This window comes from Roseovarius sp. BRH_c41 (assembly GCF_000961715.1).
Taxonomy (GTDB): domain Bacteria; phylum Pseudomonadota; class Alphaproteobacteria; order Rhodobacterales; family Rhodobacteraceae; genus Roseovarius.
This window is the reverse complement of the sequence record NZ_LADY01000061.1, coordinates 102971-122751: the sequence shown is the minus strand read 5'-3', so window position 1 is coordinate 122751 and position 19781 is coordinate 102971. Positions and strand designations below refer to the sequence as shown.

Annotated in this window: 18 protein-coding genes and 1 tRNA gene; 6 read left to right on the top strand and 13 right to left on the bottom strand. The window is 61.1% G+C overall.

The window, feature by feature from the left end:
- The first annotated feature begins 14 nt into the window (after window positions 1–14).
- Window positions 15–848: a DUF6473 family protein gene (locus tag VR71_RS19750; RefSeq protein WP_045682169.1), complete on the top strand. Its 834-nt coding sequence runs from the start codon at window positions 15–17 to the stop codon at window positions 846–848.
- 49 nt (window positions 849–897) lie between these two features.
- On the opposite strand, the gene VR71_RS19745 is transcribed toward VR71_RS19750, so the two are convergent.
- From VR71_RS19745 to VR71_RS19720, 6 genes are all read right to left on the bottom strand, one after another.
- Entirely contained in the window at window positions 898–1824 is a 927-nt protein-coding gene (locus VR71_RS19745) for an FAD-binding protein (protein WP_045682205.1), read from the bottom strand.
- Window positions 1824–2582, bottom strand: a complete 759-nt coding sequence (locus VR71_RS19740; RefSeq protein ID WP_045682167.1) for an electron transfer flavoprotein subunit beta/FixA family protein — start codon at window positions 2580–2582, stop codon at window positions 1824–1826. Before VR71_RS19740 ends, VR71_RS19745 begins: the two co-directional genes overlap by 1 nt.
- Before the next feature lie 167 nt (window positions 2583–2749).
- On the bottom strand, window positions 2750–3322 hold the full coding sequence (locus VR71_RS19735) for a cob(I)yrinic acid a,c-diamide adenosyltransferase (RefSeq protein ID WP_045682166.1): 573 nt from the start codon (window positions 3320–3322) through the stop codon (window positions 2750–2752).
- A 4-nt stretch (window positions 3323–3326) separates the two neighbouring features.
- A complete protein-coding gene (locus VR71_RS19730) occupies window positions 3327–3533 on the bottom strand; it encodes a twin transmembrane helix small protein (protein WP_040650262.1) in 207 nt (68 codons plus the stop codon).
- Between the two features lie 101 nt (window positions 3534–3634).
- Window positions 3635–4465: an SDR family oxidoreductase gene (locus VR71_RS19725; RefSeq protein WP_009815658.1), complete on the bottom strand. Its 831-nt coding sequence runs from the start codon at window positions 4463–4465 to the stop codon at window positions 3635–3637.
- A 39-nt stretch (window positions 4466–4504) separates the two neighbouring features.
- Entirely contained in the window at window positions 4505–5125 is a 621-nt protein-coding gene (locus VR71_RS19720) for an SH3 domain-containing protein (protein ID WP_009815657.1), read from the bottom strand.
- Between the two features lie 159 nt (window positions 5126–5284).
- Here VR71_RS19720 and VR71_RS19715 point away from each other — a divergent pair, with 159 nt between their 5' ends.
- Both VR71_RS19715 and VR71_RS19710 read left to right on the top strand, forming a co-directional pair.
- Window positions 5285–7591, top strand: a complete 2307-nt coding sequence (locus tag VR71_RS19715) for a DNA topoisomerase IV subunit A (RefSeq protein ID WP_045682164.1) — start codon at window positions 5285–5287, stop codon at window positions 7589–7591.
- 65 nt (window positions 7592–7656) lie between these two features.
- The gene (locus VR71_RS19710) at window positions 7657–8442 is read left to right on the top strand and encodes an inositol monophosphatase family protein (RefSeq protein WP_045682162.1); all 786 of its coding nucleotides are present in this window, start codon (window positions 7657–7659) and stop codon (window positions 8440–8442) included.
- Between the two features lie 29 nt (window positions 8443–8471).
- Here the strand turns inward: VR71_RS19710 and VR71_RS19705 are convergent, their stop codons facing one another.
- The 3 genes from VR71_RS19705 to putA form a co-directional block, all read right to left on the bottom strand.
- Window positions 8472–8840: a GFA family protein gene (locus tag VR71_RS19705; protein WP_009815654.1), complete on the bottom strand. Its 369-nt coding sequence runs from the start codon at window positions 8838–8840 to the stop codon at window positions 8472–8474.
- The gene (locus VR71_RS19700) at window positions 8837–9583 is read right to left on the bottom strand and encodes a rhomboid family intramembrane serine protease (protein WP_045682161.1); all 747 of its coding nucleotides are present in this window, start codon (window positions 9581–9583) and stop codon (window positions 8837–8839) included. The genes VR71_RS19705 and VR71_RS19700 overlap by 4 nt, the downstream gene beginning before the upstream one ends.
- A 119-nt stretch (window positions 9584–9702) precedes the next feature.
- A complete protein-coding gene (putA, locus tag VR71_RS19695) occupies window positions 9703–13134 on the bottom strand; it encodes a bifunctional proline dehydrogenase/L-glutamate gamma-semialdehyde dehydrogenase PutA (RefSeq protein ID WP_045682159.1) in 3432 nt (1143 codons plus the stop codon).
- A gap of 105 nt (window positions 13135–13239) precedes the next feature.
- On the opposite strand from putA, the gene VR71_RS19690 reads away from it, so the two are divergent.
- The 3 genes from VR71_RS19690 (at window position 13240) to VR71_RS19680 (ending at window position 14218) form a co-directional block, all read left to right on the top strand.
- Window positions 13240–13719, top strand: a complete 480-nt coding sequence (locus VR71_RS19690; RefSeq protein WP_037273900.1) for an Lrp/AsnC ligand binding domain-containing protein — start codon at window positions 13240–13242, stop codon at window positions 13717–13719.
- A gap of 71 nt (window positions 13720–13790) precedes the next feature.
- Window positions 13791–13876, top strand: a tRNA-Leu gene (locus VR71_RS19685).
- Between the two features lie 51 nt (window positions 13877–13927).
- Complete coding sequence (locus VR71_RS19680) at window positions 13928–14218, top strand: hypothetical protein (protein WP_045682152.1); 291 nt, start codon at window positions 13928–13930, stop codon at window positions 14216–14218.
- 125 nt (window positions 14219–14343) lie between these two features.
- Here VR71_RS19680 and VR71_RS25275 read toward each other — a convergent pair whose 3' ends face one another.
- From VR71_RS25275 to VR71_RS19660, 4 genes are all read right to left on the bottom strand, one after another.
- Complete coding sequence (locus tag VR71_RS25275; protein ID WP_296429969.1) at window positions 14344–16224, bottom strand: GSCFA domain-containing protein; 1881 nt, start codon at window positions 16222–16224, stop codon at window positions 14344–14346.
- 134 nt (window positions 16225–16358) lie between these two features.
- Window positions 16359–17402, bottom strand: coding sequence for a patatin-like phospholipase family protein (locus VR71_RS19670; RefSeq protein ID WP_045682150.1), 1044 nt, complete (start codon window positions 17400–17402; stop codon window positions 16359–16361).
- Window positions 17403–17511: 109 nt separating this feature from the next.
- Entirely contained in the window at window positions 17512–18525 is a 1014-nt protein-coding gene (locus tag VR71_RS19665) for an NAD-dependent epimerase/dehydratase family protein (RefSeq protein ID WP_045682148.1), read from the bottom strand.
- 19 nt (window positions 18526–18544) lie between these two features.
- Window positions 18545–19717 (bottom strand): MalY/PatB family protein, encoded by a 1173-nt coding sequence (locus VR71_RS19660; protein ID WP_045682146.1) that lies wholly within the window; start codon window positions 19715–19717, stop codon window positions 18545–18547.
- Window positions 19718–19781 lie beyond the last annotated feature (64 nt).

Sequence of the window (19781 nt, the reverse complement as noted above, 5' to 3'; positions counted from 1 at the left end):
TCAAGGTGGGTTTCATGGCATTTGAACGCATGGGGCTACGGCCCCTCGACTATCGGCCTGTCCGCTACGACGGGTCCAAGTTGGAGTTTCGTGGTCCGCAACGGACATTGAGTGGGGATTTCATCGCCTGTCTTGGCGGCACAGAAACCTATGGCACCTTTATCGACCGGCCCTATCCTGATCTGATGGAACGGTCGCTGGGTCTGTCCTGTGTCAACTTCGGCTGGCCCAATGCCGGGGTTGATGCATTCCTCAAGGATGAGGGGCTGCTGCGGATGGTCTCTCGCGGGCGGGCGGTGGTGTTGCAGGTGCCCGGCGCCATGAATCTTTCCAATCCGTTCTACAAGGTGCATCCGCGACGGAACGACCGCTTTCTCGAGGCGACACCGCGGTTGCGGCGTCTTTATCCAGAGGTCGATTTCACCGAGTTTCATTTCACACGGCACATGATGCGGCGGCTGGAAGATATATCGACCGACCGCTTTGCCGTTCTGCGCGAGGGGCTGCAAGAAGTGTGGGTGGAGCGTATGCAGGTCCTCCTGCAAGAGATCGACGCGCCCGTGATCCTGATGTGGTTTTCACGGCACGCGCCGGGTCTGGGATATCAGTCCTCTGGTGTGGCGGATGATCCGGCCTTTGTCAGCCGTGCCATGCTGCGCGCGGTGGGCGGCGGGGCGGCCCATGTGGTCGAGGTGGTGATCAGTGACGAGGCCTGTGCGCAGGGTACGCGCGGCATGCGCTTTGGCGCGATGCAGGAATCCGTCGCCGCCGACCTGCCGGGTCTTCTGGCGCATTCCGAGGCGTCGCGGGCGGTGTCGCCTATTCTGGAAGCACTGCTGGCTCAATGAAAAAACCCGCGCCGGTGAGGCGCGGGTCTCAATGCGGCTTTGAGTCGCCTCAGAGCTTCTCGGTCAATTCCGGCAGGGCGGTAAAGAGGTCCGCCACGAGGCCGTAATCGGCGACTTGGAAGATCGGGGCTTCTTCGTCCTTGTTGATGGCGACGATGATCTTGCTGTCTTTCATGCCGGCCAGATGCTGGATCGCGCCCGAGATGCCCACGGCGACATAGAGGTTGGGGGCCACGACCTTGCCGGTTTGCCCGACCTGCCAGTCGTTCGGCGCATAGCCCGAGTCGACTGCCGCGCGGGATGCGCCGACAGCGGCCCCAAGTTTGTCCGCGAGTTTTTCAATCAACGCGAAATCGTCCTTGGAGCCAACGCCGCGCCCGCCCGAGACCACGATCCCGGCTGAGGTGAGTTCGGGACGGTCCGAGGCTGCAACCTTGTCCTCGATCCATTCGGAGAGGCCGGGGTTGGCCGCCGCTGAAATGGTCTCAACCGGGGCTGCCGCCTGTTCGCCCGCCGCGTCAAAGGTCGAGGTGCGGAAGGAGATGACCTTTTTCGCGTCACGCGATTTCACGGTCTGGATCGCATTGCCAGCATAGATCGGACGCTCGAATGTGTCGGCATCGACCACGCCCGAGGCGTCGGAGATCACCATCACATCCAACAACGCGGCGACACGCGGCAGCACGTTCTTGGCGTCGGTTGTGGCGGGGGCCACGATATGGCTGTAGTCCCCGGCGAGCGACACGATCAGCGCAGCCGTTGGCTCTGCCAGACGGTGCCCAAGCGAGGCATCCTCGGCCACCAGCACTTTTTTCACACCGGCGATCTTGGCCGCAGCGGCCCCTGCCGCAGCAGCCGAGGCCCCACAGCAGAGCGCGGTCACATCGCCCAGTTTGGCCGCGGCCGTGACGGCCTTGGCGGTGGCGTCGAGCGCCAGTTCCCCATCGGTGACTTCGGCGAGAAGAAGAACGGACATCATACGGCTCCCACTTCCTTGAGTTTCGCAACCAGCTCGTCGACCGAGCCGAGGATCACACCGGCTGCGCGCGAGGCGGGCTCTGATGTGCTGGTGATTTCAAGCCGGGGCGTGACATCGACGCCGTAATCGGCGGCGGTTTTCTCGTCCAGCGGCTTTTTCTTGGCCTTCATGATATTCGGCAGCGACGCATAGCGCGGCTCGTTCAGGCGCAGATCGACCGTGACGATGGTGGGCGTCTTGACCTTGATGGTCTGCAAACCGCCATCGACCTCGCGGGTGACAAGGGCTGTGTCGCCGTCCAGATCGAGTTTCGAGGCGAAGGTCGCCTGTGACCAGCCCAAGAGCGCCGAGAGCATCTGGCCGGTAGCGTTCATGTCATTGTCGATCGCCTGCTTACCGCAGAGCACGAGGCCGGGCTGTTCTTCTTCGACGATTTTCGCCAGAATCTTGGCCACGCTCAACGGTTCGATGTCCTGATGGACATCGTCAGCGGCAATCACCAGGATGGCGCGATCCGCCCCCATGGCCAGCGCCGTGCGCAGCGTTTCTTGCGCCTGTTTGACGCCAATGGAAACCGCGATGACCTCATCGGCCTTGCCCGCTTCCTTCAGACGGATCGCCTCTTCAACCGCAATCTCGTCAAACGGGTTCATCGACATCTTCACATTCGCAAGATCGACACCGCTCCCGTCCGCCTTCACACGAACCTTCACGTTATAGTCGATCACACGCTTGACAGGCACGAGTACCTTCATCGGCATGGTCTCCCTTATGGTGGTGAAGAGCCGGAACGACTCTTCGGCTTAACTATCCTGCGCGTTGATACCGGGTCAGGCGCGGGGAAAACAGGGCAAAATCGTCACGTTAGAGTCCGGCGACGTCGCGTTTTCGGTTTTGCACGCAACATTGTTGCCAGAGTATTTCAGCGGTTCGCACCCGGAATCCAGAGAACATCGGCGCGACCGCTGTCATTGGCCATGCGCGAGGCGACGAAAAACCAATCACTGAGGCGGTTGAGATATTTGAGCCCGGCCTCGTTGACATGTTCGAGCGCGGATAATTCCACCGTCAGCCGCTCGGCCCGACGCGATACGGTGCGGCAAAGATGCAGATGTGCTGCCAGCGGCGAGCCTCCGGGCAGCACGAAACTACGCAGAGGTTCGAGGTGTTTGTTCATGGCGTCGATTTCAGCCTCCAGCCGGTCAACCTGACTGGGGGCCATACGCAGTGGCGGGTATTCGGCATCTGCGTCGCGGTCCATTTCGGGGCGGCAGAGATCGGCACCGAGATCAAAGAGGTCATTCTGGATGCGCGCCAGAGCTTCGTCAGTCTCGTCCTTGGCATAGAGCCGCGCCAGACCGACGGTCGCGTTGACCTCATCGACAGTGCCATAGGCGGTGACGCGCGCCGAATGTTTGGCCACGCGGGTGCCATTGCCGAGAGCTGTTTCGCCGGCGTCGCCGGTGCGTGTGTAGATTCGGTTGAGAACGACCATAGGATTACCCCCCCTGCCTGCGGAAATAGACGAAGATGAGAATGAGAATGATCGCTACAAACTGTGCGATCAACCGCCATTGCATGAGTTTGTTGGACCGTTTGGCATTTTCCACACCTTCTTTGCCAAAGGTGGAAATGCCCCGGATCAGGATCACCGCCACCGCGATGCAGCCAATCGCCACGAGGATGAAAAGCGGGTCTTGCAGCATGAGGCGTCCTTTTCGGTTGGTCAATTGGGCCACATCTAGGCGGCACGGGGCAAAAAGCGAAAGAGAAGATGTGACGCGGGCCGTGCGCGCATCAAGATATTTCAGCCTTTCGAGATCACCCAGTCGAGCAGGCCGGTTGGCAGGACGCGGCGCAGGGTTCCCATCAGATAGGTGGGCGTGGTGACGTAATAGCGGGGGCGGGGGCGCGCGGAGTCGAGTGCGTGAATGAGCTTGTTTGTCACTGCCTCGGGGGGAAGTTCAAAATTGTCCTTGCTGTAATCGCCGTAGAGCCGGGGCCGGAGTTTGTCGCGGTATTCCGGCGCGCGATGCGCATTCTCCCAGTCGAACCAACGCTCAAAGGGCGCGCGGGCATTCTCGCGGATCTTGGTGGTGACAGGACCGGGTTCGATCAGGCTGACATGGATGCCGGTGCCGCGCATTTCGATCCGCAGCGTATCGGTCAACCCTTCAAGGGCGAATTTCGTGCTGACATAGGCCCCGCGCCACCCAAGGGCCACCAGTCCGAGCACCGAGGAGCATTGCACGATACGCCCATGTCCTTGGGTGCGCATGGTCGGGATGATCTGCCGGGTCAGGTCATGCCAGCCAAAAAAATTGCTTTCAAAGATCTCTCGCAGAGCGCCGCGTGGCAGGTCCTCGACCAGTCCCGGGCAGGCATAGGCGCCGTTGTTGAAAAGGGCATCGAGCTGGCCACCCGTGGCCGCAAGCACCTCTGACACAGCCTGCGAGATGCTGGCCTCATCGGCATAATCTATGCGCGGGCTCTCAAACCCTTCGGCGCGCAGACGGTCGCAATCCGTTTCCTTGCGGCAGGCGGCGAAGACCCGCCAGCCGCGTGCGCGCAGGCCGTGGGCTGCGTTATAGCCGATGCCAGAGGAGCAGCCGGTGATCAGAATGGAGCGTTGTGTCATGCCCGACCTTGTGGCGCGCGCTGGGCCGCGATGCAAGCGCTAGTCGGAGGCCAATGTGACCATGCTGTCGGCCATCCAGCCGATGCGGTCCGTGTCCACAACGCGCAGTTTGATCCACCCTTCGCCGGGATTGTGCAGAACGATGACCTTGGTCCCGCGTGCAAGGCTGGTGATGCGGTCAAAGCGGGTGCCCGGCCCGGTGCGCAGATTGACCGAATTTCCCGAGACCTGACGGAAATCAGGCGAGGTCGCCAATGTTTCGTCGGTGGCGGCGGGCAATTGCGCGGTTGCGGCAACCTCTGGCGTCGTCGGAATCTGCGCCGGAATTGTCATTTTGACCGTTGGCAGGTGTAGCTCGATGGGCGCAGGCGCAGCAGCGCCCTCTGCAGAGGCAAGGGTCAGCATGACCTTTTGCCCCATGCTGAGGCCGAGATCATGCAGCGAGGTGATCGTGCGGGTGACCTCTGCGTCCGGTTGAGCTGTGCCATCCTGCGCCAGTTCGATCACATTGACCCGAAGCGGGCGCTGTTTGGGCCGCTGGTTGTCAAGCAGCGCACGCGCCTGAAAGGAGTCGGCTGAGGGACGATAGTCGGCTCCGCCGCTCAACTCATAAAAAGACCATCCTAGAAATGCAAAACTCACAAGAATTAAGCGCCACATCGCGCGTTCCCCCCAATTACCATACGTTTGAATAAATGCTTGGCAGCCCGATCATTATACCCGATTCGCCCCTTTGAATGAGGGGGAAATCGGAAAAGTTTGGAACCTGTGCTCTCTGGGTGCTTTACGCCGCAAGGTGGCGCGGCTATCACCATATCCATGAGTGATTTACTGGACGACCCCAATATGCAGCCCGAAGCTGTGTCGGAGCCGCTGCGCCGCGCGATTGGCGAGCGGTATCTGACCTATGCGCTGTCCACGATCATGCACAGGGCGCTGCCCGATGCGCGCGACGGGTTGAAGCCGGTGCATCGCCGCATTCTCTATGCGATGCGCGAGTTGCGGTTGTCGAGCACGGGGGGGTTCCGAAAATCCGCCAAGATTTCCGGCGATGTGATGGGCAACTATCACCCGCATGGCGATGCCGCAATTTACGATGCGATGGCGCGTCTGGCGCAGGATTTCGCGGTGCGTTACCCGCTGGTGGACGGGCAGGGCAATTTCGGCAATATCGACGGCGATAACCCTGCCGCCAGCCGCTATACTGAGGCGCGGATGACCGCCTTTGCCGAGGCACTGCTGGATGGGTTGGCCGAGGACGCGGTGGATTTTCGCGACAATTACGACGGCACGTTGCGCGAACCGATCGTTTTGCCCGCCTCCTTTCCGAACCTTTTGGCGAATGGATCGTCAGGCATCGCCGTGGGCATGGCCACGAACATTCCGCCGCATAACATCGCCGAGTTGATTGATGCGTGTTTGCATCTGATCAAGTCGCCCGATGCCCGTGACGAGACGCTGCTCACCTATATCCCCGGCCCCGATTTCCCCACCGGCGGTGTGATCGTCGAGCCGCCCGAGAGCATTGCGCAGGCTTACCTGACCGGGCGAGGTGCGTTCCGCCTGCGCTGCAAATGGGCATTGGAGGATCTGGGGCGCGGTCAATGGCAGATCGTTGTCACCGAAATCCCCTATCAGGTGCAGAAATCCAAGCTGATCGAGCGGATTGCTGAGTTGATCCAGACCCGCAAGGTGCCGATCCTTGCCGATGTCCGCGACGAGAGCGCCGATGATGTCCGGCTGGTCCTCGAGCCGCGCTCCAAGAATGTCGATCCCGAGGTGTTGATGGGCATGATGTATCGCAATTCCGAATTGGAATTGCGGTTCTCGCTCAACATGAACGTGCTGATTGACGGGGTCACGCCCAAAGTTTGCTCGCTCAAGGAGGTGTTGCGCGCCTTTCTCGATTTCCGCCAAGAGGTGTTGCTGCGTCGCTCGGCGCATCGGATGGAAAAGATCGACCACCGGCTTGAGGTTCTGGAAGGGCTCATCGTCGCTTTCCTCAATCTCGACCGCGTGATTGACATCATCCGTTATGATGACGACCCCAAGGCGGCGCTGATGCGCGAGGATTGGGGACGCACGGTGCCGCGCGCCATGTCCGAGGCCGACTATGTGTCGCCCCCGCCCACCGATGAGCCGGGGCTGACCGATGTGCAGGCCGAGGCGATCCTCAACATGCGGCTGCGCAGCTTGCGCCGGCTGGAAGAGATGGAATTGCGGGCCGAGCGTGATGCGCTGATGCAAGAGCGTGCGGGGTTGGAAGATCTGCTTGAGGATGTATCCCTGCAATGGGCGGCGGTGGCGGATCAGTTGCGAGAGGTCAAGAAGACCTTTGGCAAGAGCCACCCTATCGGCGCGCGCCGCACGAAATTCGCGGAGGCGGGTAGCGTCGAGGAGGTGCCGCTCGAGGCGATGATCGACCGCGAGCCGATTACCGTGGTGTGCAGCCAAATGGGGTGGATCAGGGCCATGACCGGGCATCTTGATCTGAGCCGCGAGTTGAAATTCAAGGATGGCGACGCGCCGCGGTTCATGTTCCATGCCGAAACCACCGACCGGATTCTGGTGTTTGGCAGCAATGGGCGCTTCTACACGCTGAGCGCCGCCAACCTGCCCGGTGGGCGCGGCATGGGTGAGCCGCTGCGCCTGATGGTCGATCTGCCCAACGAGGCCGCAATCGTCGACCTGCTCATTCACAAGCCGGGGCGCAAATTGCTGGTTGCTTCAACTGCTGGAGATGGATTCATCGTGCCCGAAGATGAAGTGATCGCCCAGACCCGCAGCGGCAAGCAGGTGCTGAACCTCAAGGACCCGGCACGGGCCTCTGTCTGTCGTCCGGTGACGGGGGATCACGTCGCCTGTGTGGGTGACAACCGCAAGGTGCTGGTCTTCAGCCTGGATGAATTGCCGGAGCTTGGGCGCGGCAAGGGTGTGCGGCTTCAGAAATACAAGGATGGTGGGCTGAGTGATGCAACCACCTTTAATCTGGCCGAGGGGCTGACATGGCGCGATCCGGCGGGGCGCACCCGCACCGAGAGCAATCTTGAGGAATGGCTGGGCAAGCGCGCAGGATCGGGCCGTATGGCACCGCGCGGTTTTCCCCGTGACAACCGCTTTACCTGATCGGCCCTTGTCTGTTGCGGATGGGCGGCGTATAGCCCCGGCCTGACCCAAAAGGAGCCCTTGCAATGGTAGGTAGTGCCAATCTCAACGTCATGCTCAAGGCCGCGCGCAAAGCGGGGCGGGCACTGGCCAAGGATTTCCGAGAGGTCGAGAACCTGCAGGTCAGTATGAAGGGGGCCGGCGACTTTGTCAGCCGCGCCGATATCGCCGCCGAGAAGATCCTCAAGACCGAGTTGATGGGCGCGCGTCCGACCTATGGCTGGTTGGCCGAAGAGGGCGGCGAGGAAGAGGGGCAGGACCCCACGCGCCGCTGGATTGTTGACCCGCTGGATGGCACCACGAATTTTCTGCACGGCCTGCCGCATTGGGCCGTTTCCATTGCGCTCGAGCACAAGGGCGAGGTCGTGGCGGGCGTGATCTACGATGCCAGCAAGGACGAGGCGTTTTTTGCCGAAAAAGGTGCCGGCGCCTGGATGAACGAGAGCCGTTTGCGCGTCTCGGGGCGCAGCAAGATGATCGAGTCGATTTTTGCCACTGGCCTGCCCTTTGGCGGGCGGGCCGACCTGCCCGAAACCTTGCAGGATCTGGCGCGGCTGATGCCCACCTGTGCTGGGGTGCGTCGGTGGGGATCGGCGGCGCTCGATATGGCCTATGTGGCGGCGGGGCGCTACGAGGGGTTCTGGGAGCGGCGGCTGAACGCTTGGGATCTGGCGGCAGGCGTGATCATCGTGCGCGAGGCGGGCGGATTTGTTGAGCCGTTGCGCCCCGTTGGGAATATTCTCGCCGATGGCGAGGTGATCTGTGGAAACGAGGCGATTTTCGATAAGTTTTCGGGCGTGATCCGGGGCTGACACGCTAAAATTGCAGCGCGTGGATGCTCTTAGCGGTCCGAGGGATGGTTGACCCCGTCCACCCATCCGATCGGGTCCAGATCGCGTGGATTCACGCCCTCAAGCGCCCCCAGATTGATGCCGTATTCATTGGGGTCGGATCGACGCTGATGGTGGGTGTAGATGCCGCAGGTCTTGCAAAAATAGTGTTTTGCCGTCCCGGTTCCCCATTGGTAGAGCGTGAGATTGTCGGCACCCTTGACGATCTCTACCCCGCTGAGGGGGGCCGAGACCGCCGCAGCGCCACGCCGTCTGCAAAATGAACAATCACATCGCCGCGCCGCATTCAGCCCCTCCGAGAGCGTGACGCGCAGTTCTACAGCACCGCAATGACAGGTGGCCTTGAGGGGATGGGTCATCGGCGTTTGCTCACCTTTGGAATGGAACTGCGGCGAAAGCGATAGTCAGCTTCGGGATGGGGCGGGGTGCCATGGGTTTCGCGCCAAAAGCGCGGCCCTCCAAGCCGTAGAAATACCGGCAAGGTCAGGACCACGCCCGCCACAAAGCCACCAGCATGGGCCCAATAGGCAACCCCGCCCATGTCGGGATCGCTGCCGAGACCAGCCATCACCTGAAACGCGAACCAAAGCGCCAGCATGAGTGCTGCCGGAATGGTGATGACGCGGAAAAACACGATGAATATGAGCAAGATATCGACACGCGCCTTGGGAAAGAGCAGGAGGTAGCCGCCCATCACCCCGGCAATCGCTCCCGAGGCCCCCACGGTTGGCACCATCGACCCCGGGCCGCCCAAGATATGCGCGAGCCCCGCCGCGACGCCGGTGGCAAGGTAGAAGGCGAGATAAGGCAGATGGCCCATCCGATCCTCCATATTGTCACCGAAGATCCAGAGAAACAGCATGTTGCCCGCCAGATGCAGCACGCCCCCATGCAGGAACATCGAGGTCAGCAACCCGGTGAAATCGCCCAGCTGCGTCACTTTGGCGGGGATCATCGCCCAGTCGTAGAAAAAGAGATTGAGCGCCCGCTCATCCGCGAAAAGCGGCGAATAGGCCATAAAAACCACCACGTTGAGCGCAATCAGCCCGTAGGTGACATAGGGTCTGCGCCCCGAAGGGTTATGATCGCGGATCGGGAACATGAGCGAAAGCTAGCGCGCATTCGCCCGGTCGGAAAGCGCCAAATCGCGAGGTATGCACCGCTGTCTTGAAAAGAAAGCGGTCCGAAATCTCTTGAAGATTTCGGACCCTAGTCTTTGCTTCAGGACATGCCGCTCAAAAGCGCCGCATTTCCGCCCGCTGCCGTGGTATCCACGCAGACATGACGCTCGTGCAGGGCGTGGCCGGTATCGGGCAAGCCGGTGATGAGTGGCAGGATCGGACCTGCGCGCCGTGCCATGGCCCCGGCATAGCTGCGCGCCTCGCTCTCGCATCCCCACCAGAGCACGCCCGAGAGGCCGCCCATGGTCACAAGCGCCTCGGGATCGACGCGGCCCGTGGCGATCACCGCGACACCGCCCAACGCCTCGACCGATCGCGCCTGCGCCGCCGCCAGATCCGCCCCCGGTCCCATGCAAAGGAGCGCGGGACGCACATGGCTGGTCAGCCGGTTCGATTCCCCCGTCGGCCCCGGCAGAACAAGGGCGGCGCGGGGCGCACGGGCGGCGGCATTGGCGGCATCGAGTGCCTTTTGGGCCGCATTGGCCGACATGGCCTCAGTCCACTTTTCGCCCTGTTCCGGCGCGGGGTGCGCCGTAAAGCGCGTAAGGTAATGCGGCCCGCCCGCCTTGGGGCCGGTGCCGGACATGCCTTCGCCGCCAAAGGGCTGGCTGCCCACGATGGCGCCGATCTGGTTGCGGTTGACATAGATATTGCCCGCGTGCACGGCCTCGGTCACGTGCTGCACGCGGTCGTCGATCCGGGTCATTAGGCCAAAGGTCAGGCCATAGCCGGTGGCGTTGATCGCACTGATCACGCGGTCAAGATCGCCTGATTTGAACGTGGCGACATGCAGGACAGGACCAAAGATTTCGCGCTCGATATCACCAATCCCGCCGATCTTGATCAGCGTTGGCGCAATATAGGTGCCCGCGTTGGGGGTCTTCAGCTCATGCAAGAGCCGCCCCTCGGCGCGCGCGGTCTGGATATGCGCGGCAATGCCCGCGCGCGCCTCTTCGTCGATCACCGGGCCGCAATCGGTCGCAAGGTGCCACGGGTTGCCGACAGTGAGCGCATCCATCGCGCCGGTCAGCATTTCGAGAAAATGTGGCGCGATGTCGTCCTGCACATAAAGGCAACGCAGCGCGGAACAGCGTTGACCGGCCGATTGAAACGCGCTCTCGACAATCGCCTGCACGGCCTGTTCGGGCAGCGCTGTAGAGTCCACGATCATGGCGTTCATGCCGCCGGTTTCCGCGATGAGCGGCGCGCCGGGACGCAGGTTCTTGGCCATGGCCGCGCGGATTTTCAGCGCGGTTTCTGTCGAGCCGGTAAAGGCCACGCCACCGACGCGCGCGTCAGAGGTAAGCGCCGCGCCTACATCGCCCGCACCGGGCAGAAGTTGAAGCGCTGTGGCAGGCACGCCCGCCTTGTGCATCAGACCCACAGCCAGATGTGCGATCAGCGGCGTCTGCTCCGCCGGTTTGGACAGGACGGCATTGCCAGCGGCCAGTGCGGCGGCGATCTGGCCGGTAAAGATGGCCAGCGGGAAATTCCATGGGCTGATGCAAGTGAAGGTGCCGATGGGCGTGCCCTCGGGCGCATTGGCAGCGTAGTAACGCAGGAAATCCACCGCCTCGCGCAACTCGGCCACCGCATCGGGGATGGATTTCCCGGCCTCGCGGGTGAGGACCGCGAAAATCTCACCGTAATTCTGCTCGTAGAGGTCCGCCACGCGGTTGAGGATCACGCCCCGTTCCTTGGCTTGGGCGCTCCAAGGCGTCGCAGCGGCTAGGGCCGCCTCGATATCGTCCTTGCTGGCCCAGGCCACGCTGCCGGGCGTGTCGGCGGGATCGGCGGGGTTCTCGACGGCGTCCGGCGCGTGCGGCGCGGGCGTGGCTGCGATCAGCGGTGTGGCCTCCCAGCGGTGCTGGGCATAGGGCACACGCGCCGCTTCGATGCTGTCGAGTGTTGGCTGGTGGCGCAGGTCAAAGCCGCGCGAATTGGGACGCTCGGGCTGGAACAGCTCCGGACCCTTGGGTAAGTGCGGTTGCGGATCGTTAACGGCGACAAACGGATCGCGGGCAACGTCTTCAGGGCTGACCTCTTCGTCAACGATTTGATTGACAAAGCTGGAATTTGCCCCGTTTTCCAACAGACGCCGCACCAGATAGGCCAAGAGATCGCGATGCGCGCCGACGGGGGCATAGATGCGGCACCGGGTGGCTTCTGCCTTGAGAATGATGTCATGCAGGGCCTCGCCCATGCCATGCAGGCGCTGGAATTCAAAGGTGCTCTTGTCGCTTGCCATGTCGAGGATGGCAGCGGCGGTATGGGCGTTATGGGTGGCGAATTGCGGATAGATGCGGTCCGTCATCGACAGGAGCTTGCGCGCATTGGCGATATAGCTCACATCCGTCGCCGGTTTGGAGGTGAAGACCGGAAAGCCGTCGATCCCCGCCACCTGTGCGCGCTTGATCTCGGTATCCCAGTAGGCGCCCTTGACGAGGCGCACCATGATCTTGCGGTCGAGGCGGGTGGCAAGGTCGTAAAGGAAATCAATCACATGGCTGGCGCGTTGACCGTAAGCCTGCACCACAACGCCAAAGCCGTCCCATCCGGCAAGCGCCGACTCTTCCAGAACGGTCTCGATCACGTCGAGCGACAGCGACAGGCGATCCGCCTCTTCGGCGTCAATGTTGAGGCCCATCTTGGCGGATTTCGCCAAGAGTGCGAGGCTGCGCAAGCGCGGCACCAGAACCGCCATGACCTGCTCGCGCTGCGCCACCTCATAGCGAGGGTGCAGCGCCGAAAGCTTGACCGAAATGCCGGGGTTGCTGCGGATGTCCGGGTTGGTGCAGGCAGTGGCGATCGCGGTGATCGCGCGGCTGTAACTGAGATGATAGCGGGTGGCGTCCCCATCGGTGCGCGCGGCCTCTCCCAGCATGTCATAGGAATAGCTGTAGCCCTTTTTCTCCATGCCTGCCGCGCGGTCCATGGCACCCTGAATGGTCTCGCCCAGCACGAATTGGCGGCCCATCTCCTTCATTGCGCGGCCCACGGCGGTGCGGATCACCGGCTCGCCCAGCCGCTTGATGGCGCTGCGCAGATGGCCCACGGGGCCAGGTTTTTCGTCCTTGAGCACCTTGCCGGTCAGCATCAGAGCCCAGGTTGAGGCATTGACCAAAGGTGAGGTGGAATGGCCCATATGCCTGCCCCAGTCCGAGGGCGCGATCTTGTCCTCGATCAGGGCGTCGATCGTGTCGGCATCGGGCACGCGCAAGAGCGCCTCTGCCAGACACATGAGCGCAATGCCCTCATCGGTCGAGAGACCGTATTCGGCCAGAAACACCTCCATCAGTCCGGGACTCGACTGGCCACGAATATCGCGCACCAAACCCGCGCCGCGTGCGCAAATCCGTGCCCGGTCCGCGTCAGAGAGGGCAGCAGCGGCTTTGAGGCGCGCCAGTGTTTCAGCTTCATCCGCGTAGGTGGAAAGGTCGATGGCGCGGCGGATATCGGTGTCGTATGGCATAGAGGCCCCCAATGGTTCGATGGTGCATCATAGCATCATTGAACAAGTGACTTTTCCTGATTAGAATGAATTTTTAGGCCGGATGGTTTGAAAATGGAGGGGTCGATGGATCAAAACGAGCAGCTTGACCTCGACCGCTTTGACCGGGCGATTCTGCGGGTTCTCGCGGGGGATGGACGGATCAGCGTCACCGAGTTGGCGCGCGAGATTGGGTTGTCGAAATCGCCCACGCAGGCGCGGCTTCGGCGGCTGGAGCGCGACGGCGTCATCACCGGCTACCGCGCGCTTTTCGATCCCATCCGCCTCGGGCTCGATCACGTCAGTTTCGTCGAAGTGCGCCTGCATGATACCCGCGAAGCGGCGCTGGCAGAGTTCAACGCCGCGGTGTCAAAAATCCCCGAGATCGAGCAAGTGCATCTGATCGCAGGGAACTTTGACTACCTGATGAAAATCCGCACGCAGAGCATGGCCGATTATCGCCGGGTGCTGGCCGAACATATCTCGACCCTGCCGCATCTGGCGAATACCTCGACCTATGTGGCGATGCAGGCGGTCAAGGAAAATGCGCTCTCGGATGTGATCTGATCCGCCGACCCGGCCCGCCTTTGGCTTTACACCCCCGTCAAAGCGGATATTGTCCGCTCCGCAGACCCCGTGCCCGCGTGGTGGAATGGTAGACACATGAGACTTAAAATCTCCCGGCCGTATGGCCGTGCCGGTTCGAGTCCGGCCGCGGGCACCATGATATCTTAGAGAATTATAGGTTTGCAGCTTTCCGAATGAGAAATCTGTGATGGATTGCCTTGGTTTGACGGGCGCGATGCTTCTGTTGCTGAGCACTTGGCGAGGCGGCGCCAGCCGCAGTGAGAGGCCGCCTGTTCCAAATCATTCGACGACGATGGGTCTCGAAAAGGTGATGGAGTTCGACCGACTCCTGCCGGAAGCGTTACAGTCGCGCATTCTGGAGGCGACGCAATTGGCCTGCCTGTTCTTCGCAGTATCGGGCTTGCAAAGGAGCGGCTTGGCCAGTTTGACCTCCTCGCAACGGGTGTCGATGTGGATGGGTCTTACTGTGAACCCCTGACCTATCTCCTGCGCTCCGTCGATGTCATCAAGAGCGGACTGAACCCTGTAGATCATTAAATCCGTCATCGACGCGGAAAAACGCGCAGACCAGCGTACGAAAAGATGGCAGATGACCGGCTTGCATCAGGGTGCGCCGGTCCTGAGTGCGGTCCAGACTTGGTCAAAGGCGTTGTCGAAGTAGGCGGTATTGCAGTGGACGTCCCACGGGTGCCTATGCGCGGCAAACTTGTCCTTCGAAAAGCCGCTGGCCTCGCATAGCTCCTGCGTCGGATGACAAACCACTTGAACTCGGTTGGAAGACTTGAGCGCTGCGCGGAGGGACCGGGCATACGCCTCGCGATGATGGACAAGTGAGCCGGACTCGACGAATTCATCTCCTAGCCGGAAACGGGCGGTTGCTTCGCACATATCCGGAGCTGCAATCCAGAAGACGTGTTCGAAATCGCAGAAATCTTCCAATTTGCGAATATTCTGCGCGATCTGGCGTGTGGCGGAGTCGTAGAATTTTATCAGGTTAGCCGAGACCTCGTGAACGATCGGCACGTTCGGTGAAATCTTGCGTCCGTTGCACCCCGGAAATCCGGCACGCAGGTCACCATGTGCCCGAATGATTCCATCGCCCATCAAACCACAGCCTACAATGATCAAGGTGCGGGCCTCGTCCGCGACCACATCGGCAAATTGGTCCCGCACATTGTCACGATATTTGAAGGTCCGGAACCGCGTGGTTTTGATCTTTGCGAAAGGATCGGTTCTCAAGAAGTTCAGCATCGCAAATTGCGCGGTTTGGCCAAAAGGGTTTGCCAGAGCATGGTCCCTTGCCCCGCCCAGATGGCTGTTGCCAACCACGAGCAGGGGCGTGGTGTTTGGGCGGCCTGCCGTCCGAGTGTTTCCTGCAAAGGCGTCAAGCAGTGCCTCTTCACAGTCCACATCCCCTATTCCGGCAGATGTGGCCGGGGTGTCTGACTCCCCCTCCAGACAGAGCCGCTCAAAGATCGTCATCACGCTGGCAACAGAGGCAGGTCGCACGGATCTCAGGTTGTCCTCAAAATTCGCTGAATATGCACCCGGGTTCGTGACCAATTCGAACGACGGGAAGTAATCCGCGTCGTCGTGATCCTCGCAGAAGTCTCCGGCAACGGCACGCAGAACGGATTTGGAGTAGGTTGAGGCGCATAAGACATGCTGTGGTGCGGCTGTTGCCGTCAAGGGAACCGGAGAAACAGTCAGGACCATGCGAAACTCACGACCACCGCGCAGATCACGGATTTCGGCGCAAAGGGCACGCAGGTCCGTTAAGATCTCATCATAGCGAAAGTTGACAAATTCGTGCGCGTTTTGATCGAACTGGCCCGCGATCACGCCGGGCGCCACCGGGAGAACGGTGCCGCAGGATTTGACACGCCACGCCTCGGTCAGTCCGAGGGTGAAGACCAGAACATCAAGGTCATTCAGTGCGGCCAGGACCGCTTTCAAATGCGTGGCACGCGCTGACCGCAAGGCACTTTCGTTCTGAAAGGGGGCTTCGAATTGCGCGGGTCTCAGGGGGTCGATGACGCCCCCGTCGACGGACCATGCGGCCTCGCTTGGGACACGCGCGCTGCGTGCTTCCTGCACAAGCTGAAGTGCCTGCTTGACCGTGTAGATATTGCCGTAGTTTGCGGAAAAGGACTTTGCCCTGATGTTGTCGACAGAGTCATAGAACGGAACGTTGAAATCCCGGTCGCGCAGCCAGTTGGCGATATGCTGCGCAAAGCAGCTTCCCATCGTCACGATTGTATCTTGGCGGGTGATCAGGAATTTCGGAGTGTGGATGCCCGGCATGTTCGCCGGGTCAGACTGCTGGACGCCCGTGCGCCAAAACCGGTCGGGCGAGAGCCCAGTGTAGGGATTTCCATCCTTGTGATGGGGCGTCTCGGCCCTGCCTTTGGTTTCTTTCCGTCCTGGCTCCGCGGGTTTCTGAAACCGTCGCAAGAGCCGATTCAAGGCTCGGATGTCCTTCAACTGGAATACTCCCAACTGGTATGGCCTGTATTGCCCCATCGCTTACATTGATAACGAGTTCAAGTCCGCGTGGCGTGTTTGACGCTCCTGGCGTGGGATCCCGTACATGAAACCGCTGACGGCTTCGGTCACCTCTATCCTTGGTGCTCTGCTCCAATCCCTTGAAACATCTTGAAGAGATCGACTGTGCTCTGGGTGCCGATCCGGTCGAAACTGCTATCTAGCCACGCCTTGGCAGTGTCACGCCCGATGTCACGCAGACGGGTCAGAAAGGCCCATTCCACATTCATTTTGGACGAGGCCCCCATCGGATTGAGCAGTGCCTCATTCTCGATCAGATGCACCTTGACCGGGCGGTATTCATCTGTCGAGAGCTTGCCTTGGTCAATCAATCGGTCAACGAAATTGATCGCGCGCAGTTCCTTGAGCAGGCTGGAGTTGAAGCTGATCTCATTCAGGCGGTTCTGGATTTCCTGCGCCGTGCGCGGCGCGCCCTTGCGCTCGATCGGGTTGATCTGGATGACCACGATGTCATCGGTTCCGGTCTTGCCATAGAGCGGAAAGAGTGCGGGATTGCCCATATAACCGCCATCCCAGTAAGGAATTCCGTCGATCTCGACCGCCTGATACATTTGCGGCAGGCAGGCTGAGGCCATGACCATATCCACTGTCATCTCTTCGCGGGAAAACACGCGGACGCGGCCCGTTTCGACATTCGTAGCCGAGACAAAGAGCTGAAACGCCGTGCATTTGCGCACCATCTCAAAGTCGATGCTCTCTGCCACCAGATCGCGGAGCGGGTTGATGTTCATCGGGTTGAGTTGATAGGGCGAGGCGATGCCGGTGAGGGCATTCATGAAATGATAGAACGGGTTATTTTCCAGCCCCCAGTTGCCGGTGATCCGGTCCATGGGAGTGCGTTGCAGCGGCGAGTTCTTGACGCTGCCACTCATGTCGCGCCAGAAACGATCAAGTGCCTCGCGGGCACCGTCCGGACCGCCGCGGGTATACCCATCGGCCAAGGCCACCGCGTTCATCGCCCCCGCAGATGTGCCCGATACACCAGCAATATGCAGTCGCCCATCTTCGAGCAGGTAGTCCAGCACGCCCCAGCTAAACGCGCCATGCGCACCGCCCCCCTGAAGCGCCAAGTTGATCGGTTTGCCTGTGTTGCTCATGGGGTGGTCATTCCTTCGTTGTCCCGCGCGGAGGCTGCTCAACCACAGGCTATCAGTGCGGACCGGGCTACGCTATGCCTGTGGCGGTCTTGTGTCATCACAATCCCTCTCAGACCTGATAATAGGCACGATACCAGGTTACGAATTGGGCAATTCCGTCGTGGATTTCGGTATTTGGCTGATAGCCGGTCAGACGCTTCAAGAGTTGTGCATCGGCCCATGTGGCAGGCACGTCACCCTTTTGCATCTCCATCATGTTGCGGATGGCGGGACGGTCCAGCGCGTCTTCGATGGCCGCGACGAAATCCAAGAGCCGCACCTTCTGTGAGTTGCCGATATTCACGATCCGGTAGGGCGCAACGGGGGACAGGCTGTCGCCCGCCGCAATATCCTCGGGTGCGTCTGGCCGCACGGGCGCGGCATCCATCAAGAGGCGGATGCCGCGCACCAGATCACCCACATAGGTGAAATCGCGATACATCTCGCCATGGTTGTAGATGTCGATGGGACGGCCCGCCAGAATAGCCTCGACGAATTTGAAATAGGCCATGTCGGGGCGGCCCCATGGCCCATAGACGGTAAAGAACCGAAACATCGTGGTGGGCAGGTTCCACAGATGGGCATGGGCGTGGCCCATTGATTCCGTCGCCTTCTTGGTGGCGGCGTAGATCGTCATCTGACTGTCGGCCTTCATGGTCTCGGCATAGGGCATGTCGGTATTGGCGCCGTAGATCGACGAGGTGGAGGCCATCAGCAGATGGCGTACCGCGTGGCGCTTGGCCGCTTCCATCACGGTGAACGTGCCCACGATATTGGCGTCGATATAGGCGCGCGGGTTCTCGAGGCTGTAGCGCACGCCCGCTTGTGCGGCGAGATGCACAATGATGTCGGGGGCACAGGCGTCGATGGCGGCGTCCACCGCCGCCTGATCCTCGAGCATGGCCTCGGTTGCGACAAAGCCCGGCTTTTGCAGCAGCATCTGGTGGCGGCGCCTTTTGAGGCTGACGTCGTAGTAATCGGTCATGCCGTCCAGCCCGTGAACGGTCATGCCCTCATTCAGCAGGAGATCAGCCAGATGATAGCCGATAAAACCTGCGGTGCCGGTGATGAAGACCCGTGTCATCGGCCCGCCCCCCGGACGGTCATTGCAGATCGGCAAAGGCGGATTGGAGCCGCTCTACCGCCTCGGCGACACGCGCACGCGGTGTGCCAATGTTAAAGCGCAGGAACGTCTCGCCGCCGCTGCCAAAATGCGCCCCGACCGACGGCACGACGCGCGCATCCTCATGCACACGGCGCAACACCTCAGTCATCTCCATGCCGGTCGCAGCAAAGTCGACCCATGCGAGATAGGTCGATTGCATCGGCATGCCTTTCAGCGCCGGAATCTGCGCGATCCCATCGAGAAATAACCGGTGATTGCCCTCGATATAGGCGACCAGCCCGTCGACCCAATCCGCGCCCCCCGGAGAATAGGCGGCGCGGGTGAGCGCGACTCCCATCAGATTGGGCTGTGTTTGATGCTCAAGCAGCGCTTGCCGAAAGCGCTTGCGCAACTCGGGGTTGGGAATTGTGACCGTGCCCAGACGCGCCCCCGCCGTGTTGAATGTCTTTGAGGCCGCCGTAAGCACAAAGGTGCGATCCGCGGCCTCGGGGGCCGCCTTGAGAAAGCTTGTAAATGTCTGGCCGGGATAGACCAGATCGTGGTGGATTTCATCCGCCACCATGATCAGATCGTGCCGCGCGCAGATATCGGCCAGATGCCGCAGCTCGTCCGGTGTCCAGATGCGACCCGCAGGGTTGTGGGGTGAGGAAATGAGCATCATCCGCTCCTTGCCCGTCAGCCCGGCTTCGAGCGCGTCGAGATCCATGTGATAAACGCCATTCTCGATGATCAGCGGTGCCTCGTGAACCACCCGCTTGGTCAGTTTGATCTTATGCGTGAACTCATGGTAGACGGGGGTAAAGATGATCACCTCGTCGCCCGGATCGGTGTAGGTCTCGAGAATCAGCGCGATGGCATGACCCAACCCGGCTGTGCTGGACATATGGTCAGGATTCACAGTCCAGCCGTGCCGCTCGTGCATCCACCAGGCAACCGCCGCGTTCATGTCCTCGTCGCCCGCGAAATACCCGTAGTTGCCGCGCTCGATCAGGTCCTGCATTGCCTCCTGAAGCACATCGGCGGCGCGAAAATCCATGTCGGCCACCCACATCGGAATTCCGTCGTCGGGTGAAACACCGCCATAGGCGTGCATCCTGTCCCACTTGCTGCTGCCGGTGCCGCGGCGGTCGATGATCTCGTCGAAATTCATGGGGTTCTCCGGGTCTGGGTTCGCGCGGCAAGCTAACCGATCACAGCCCGAGCGCAAGAGGCGT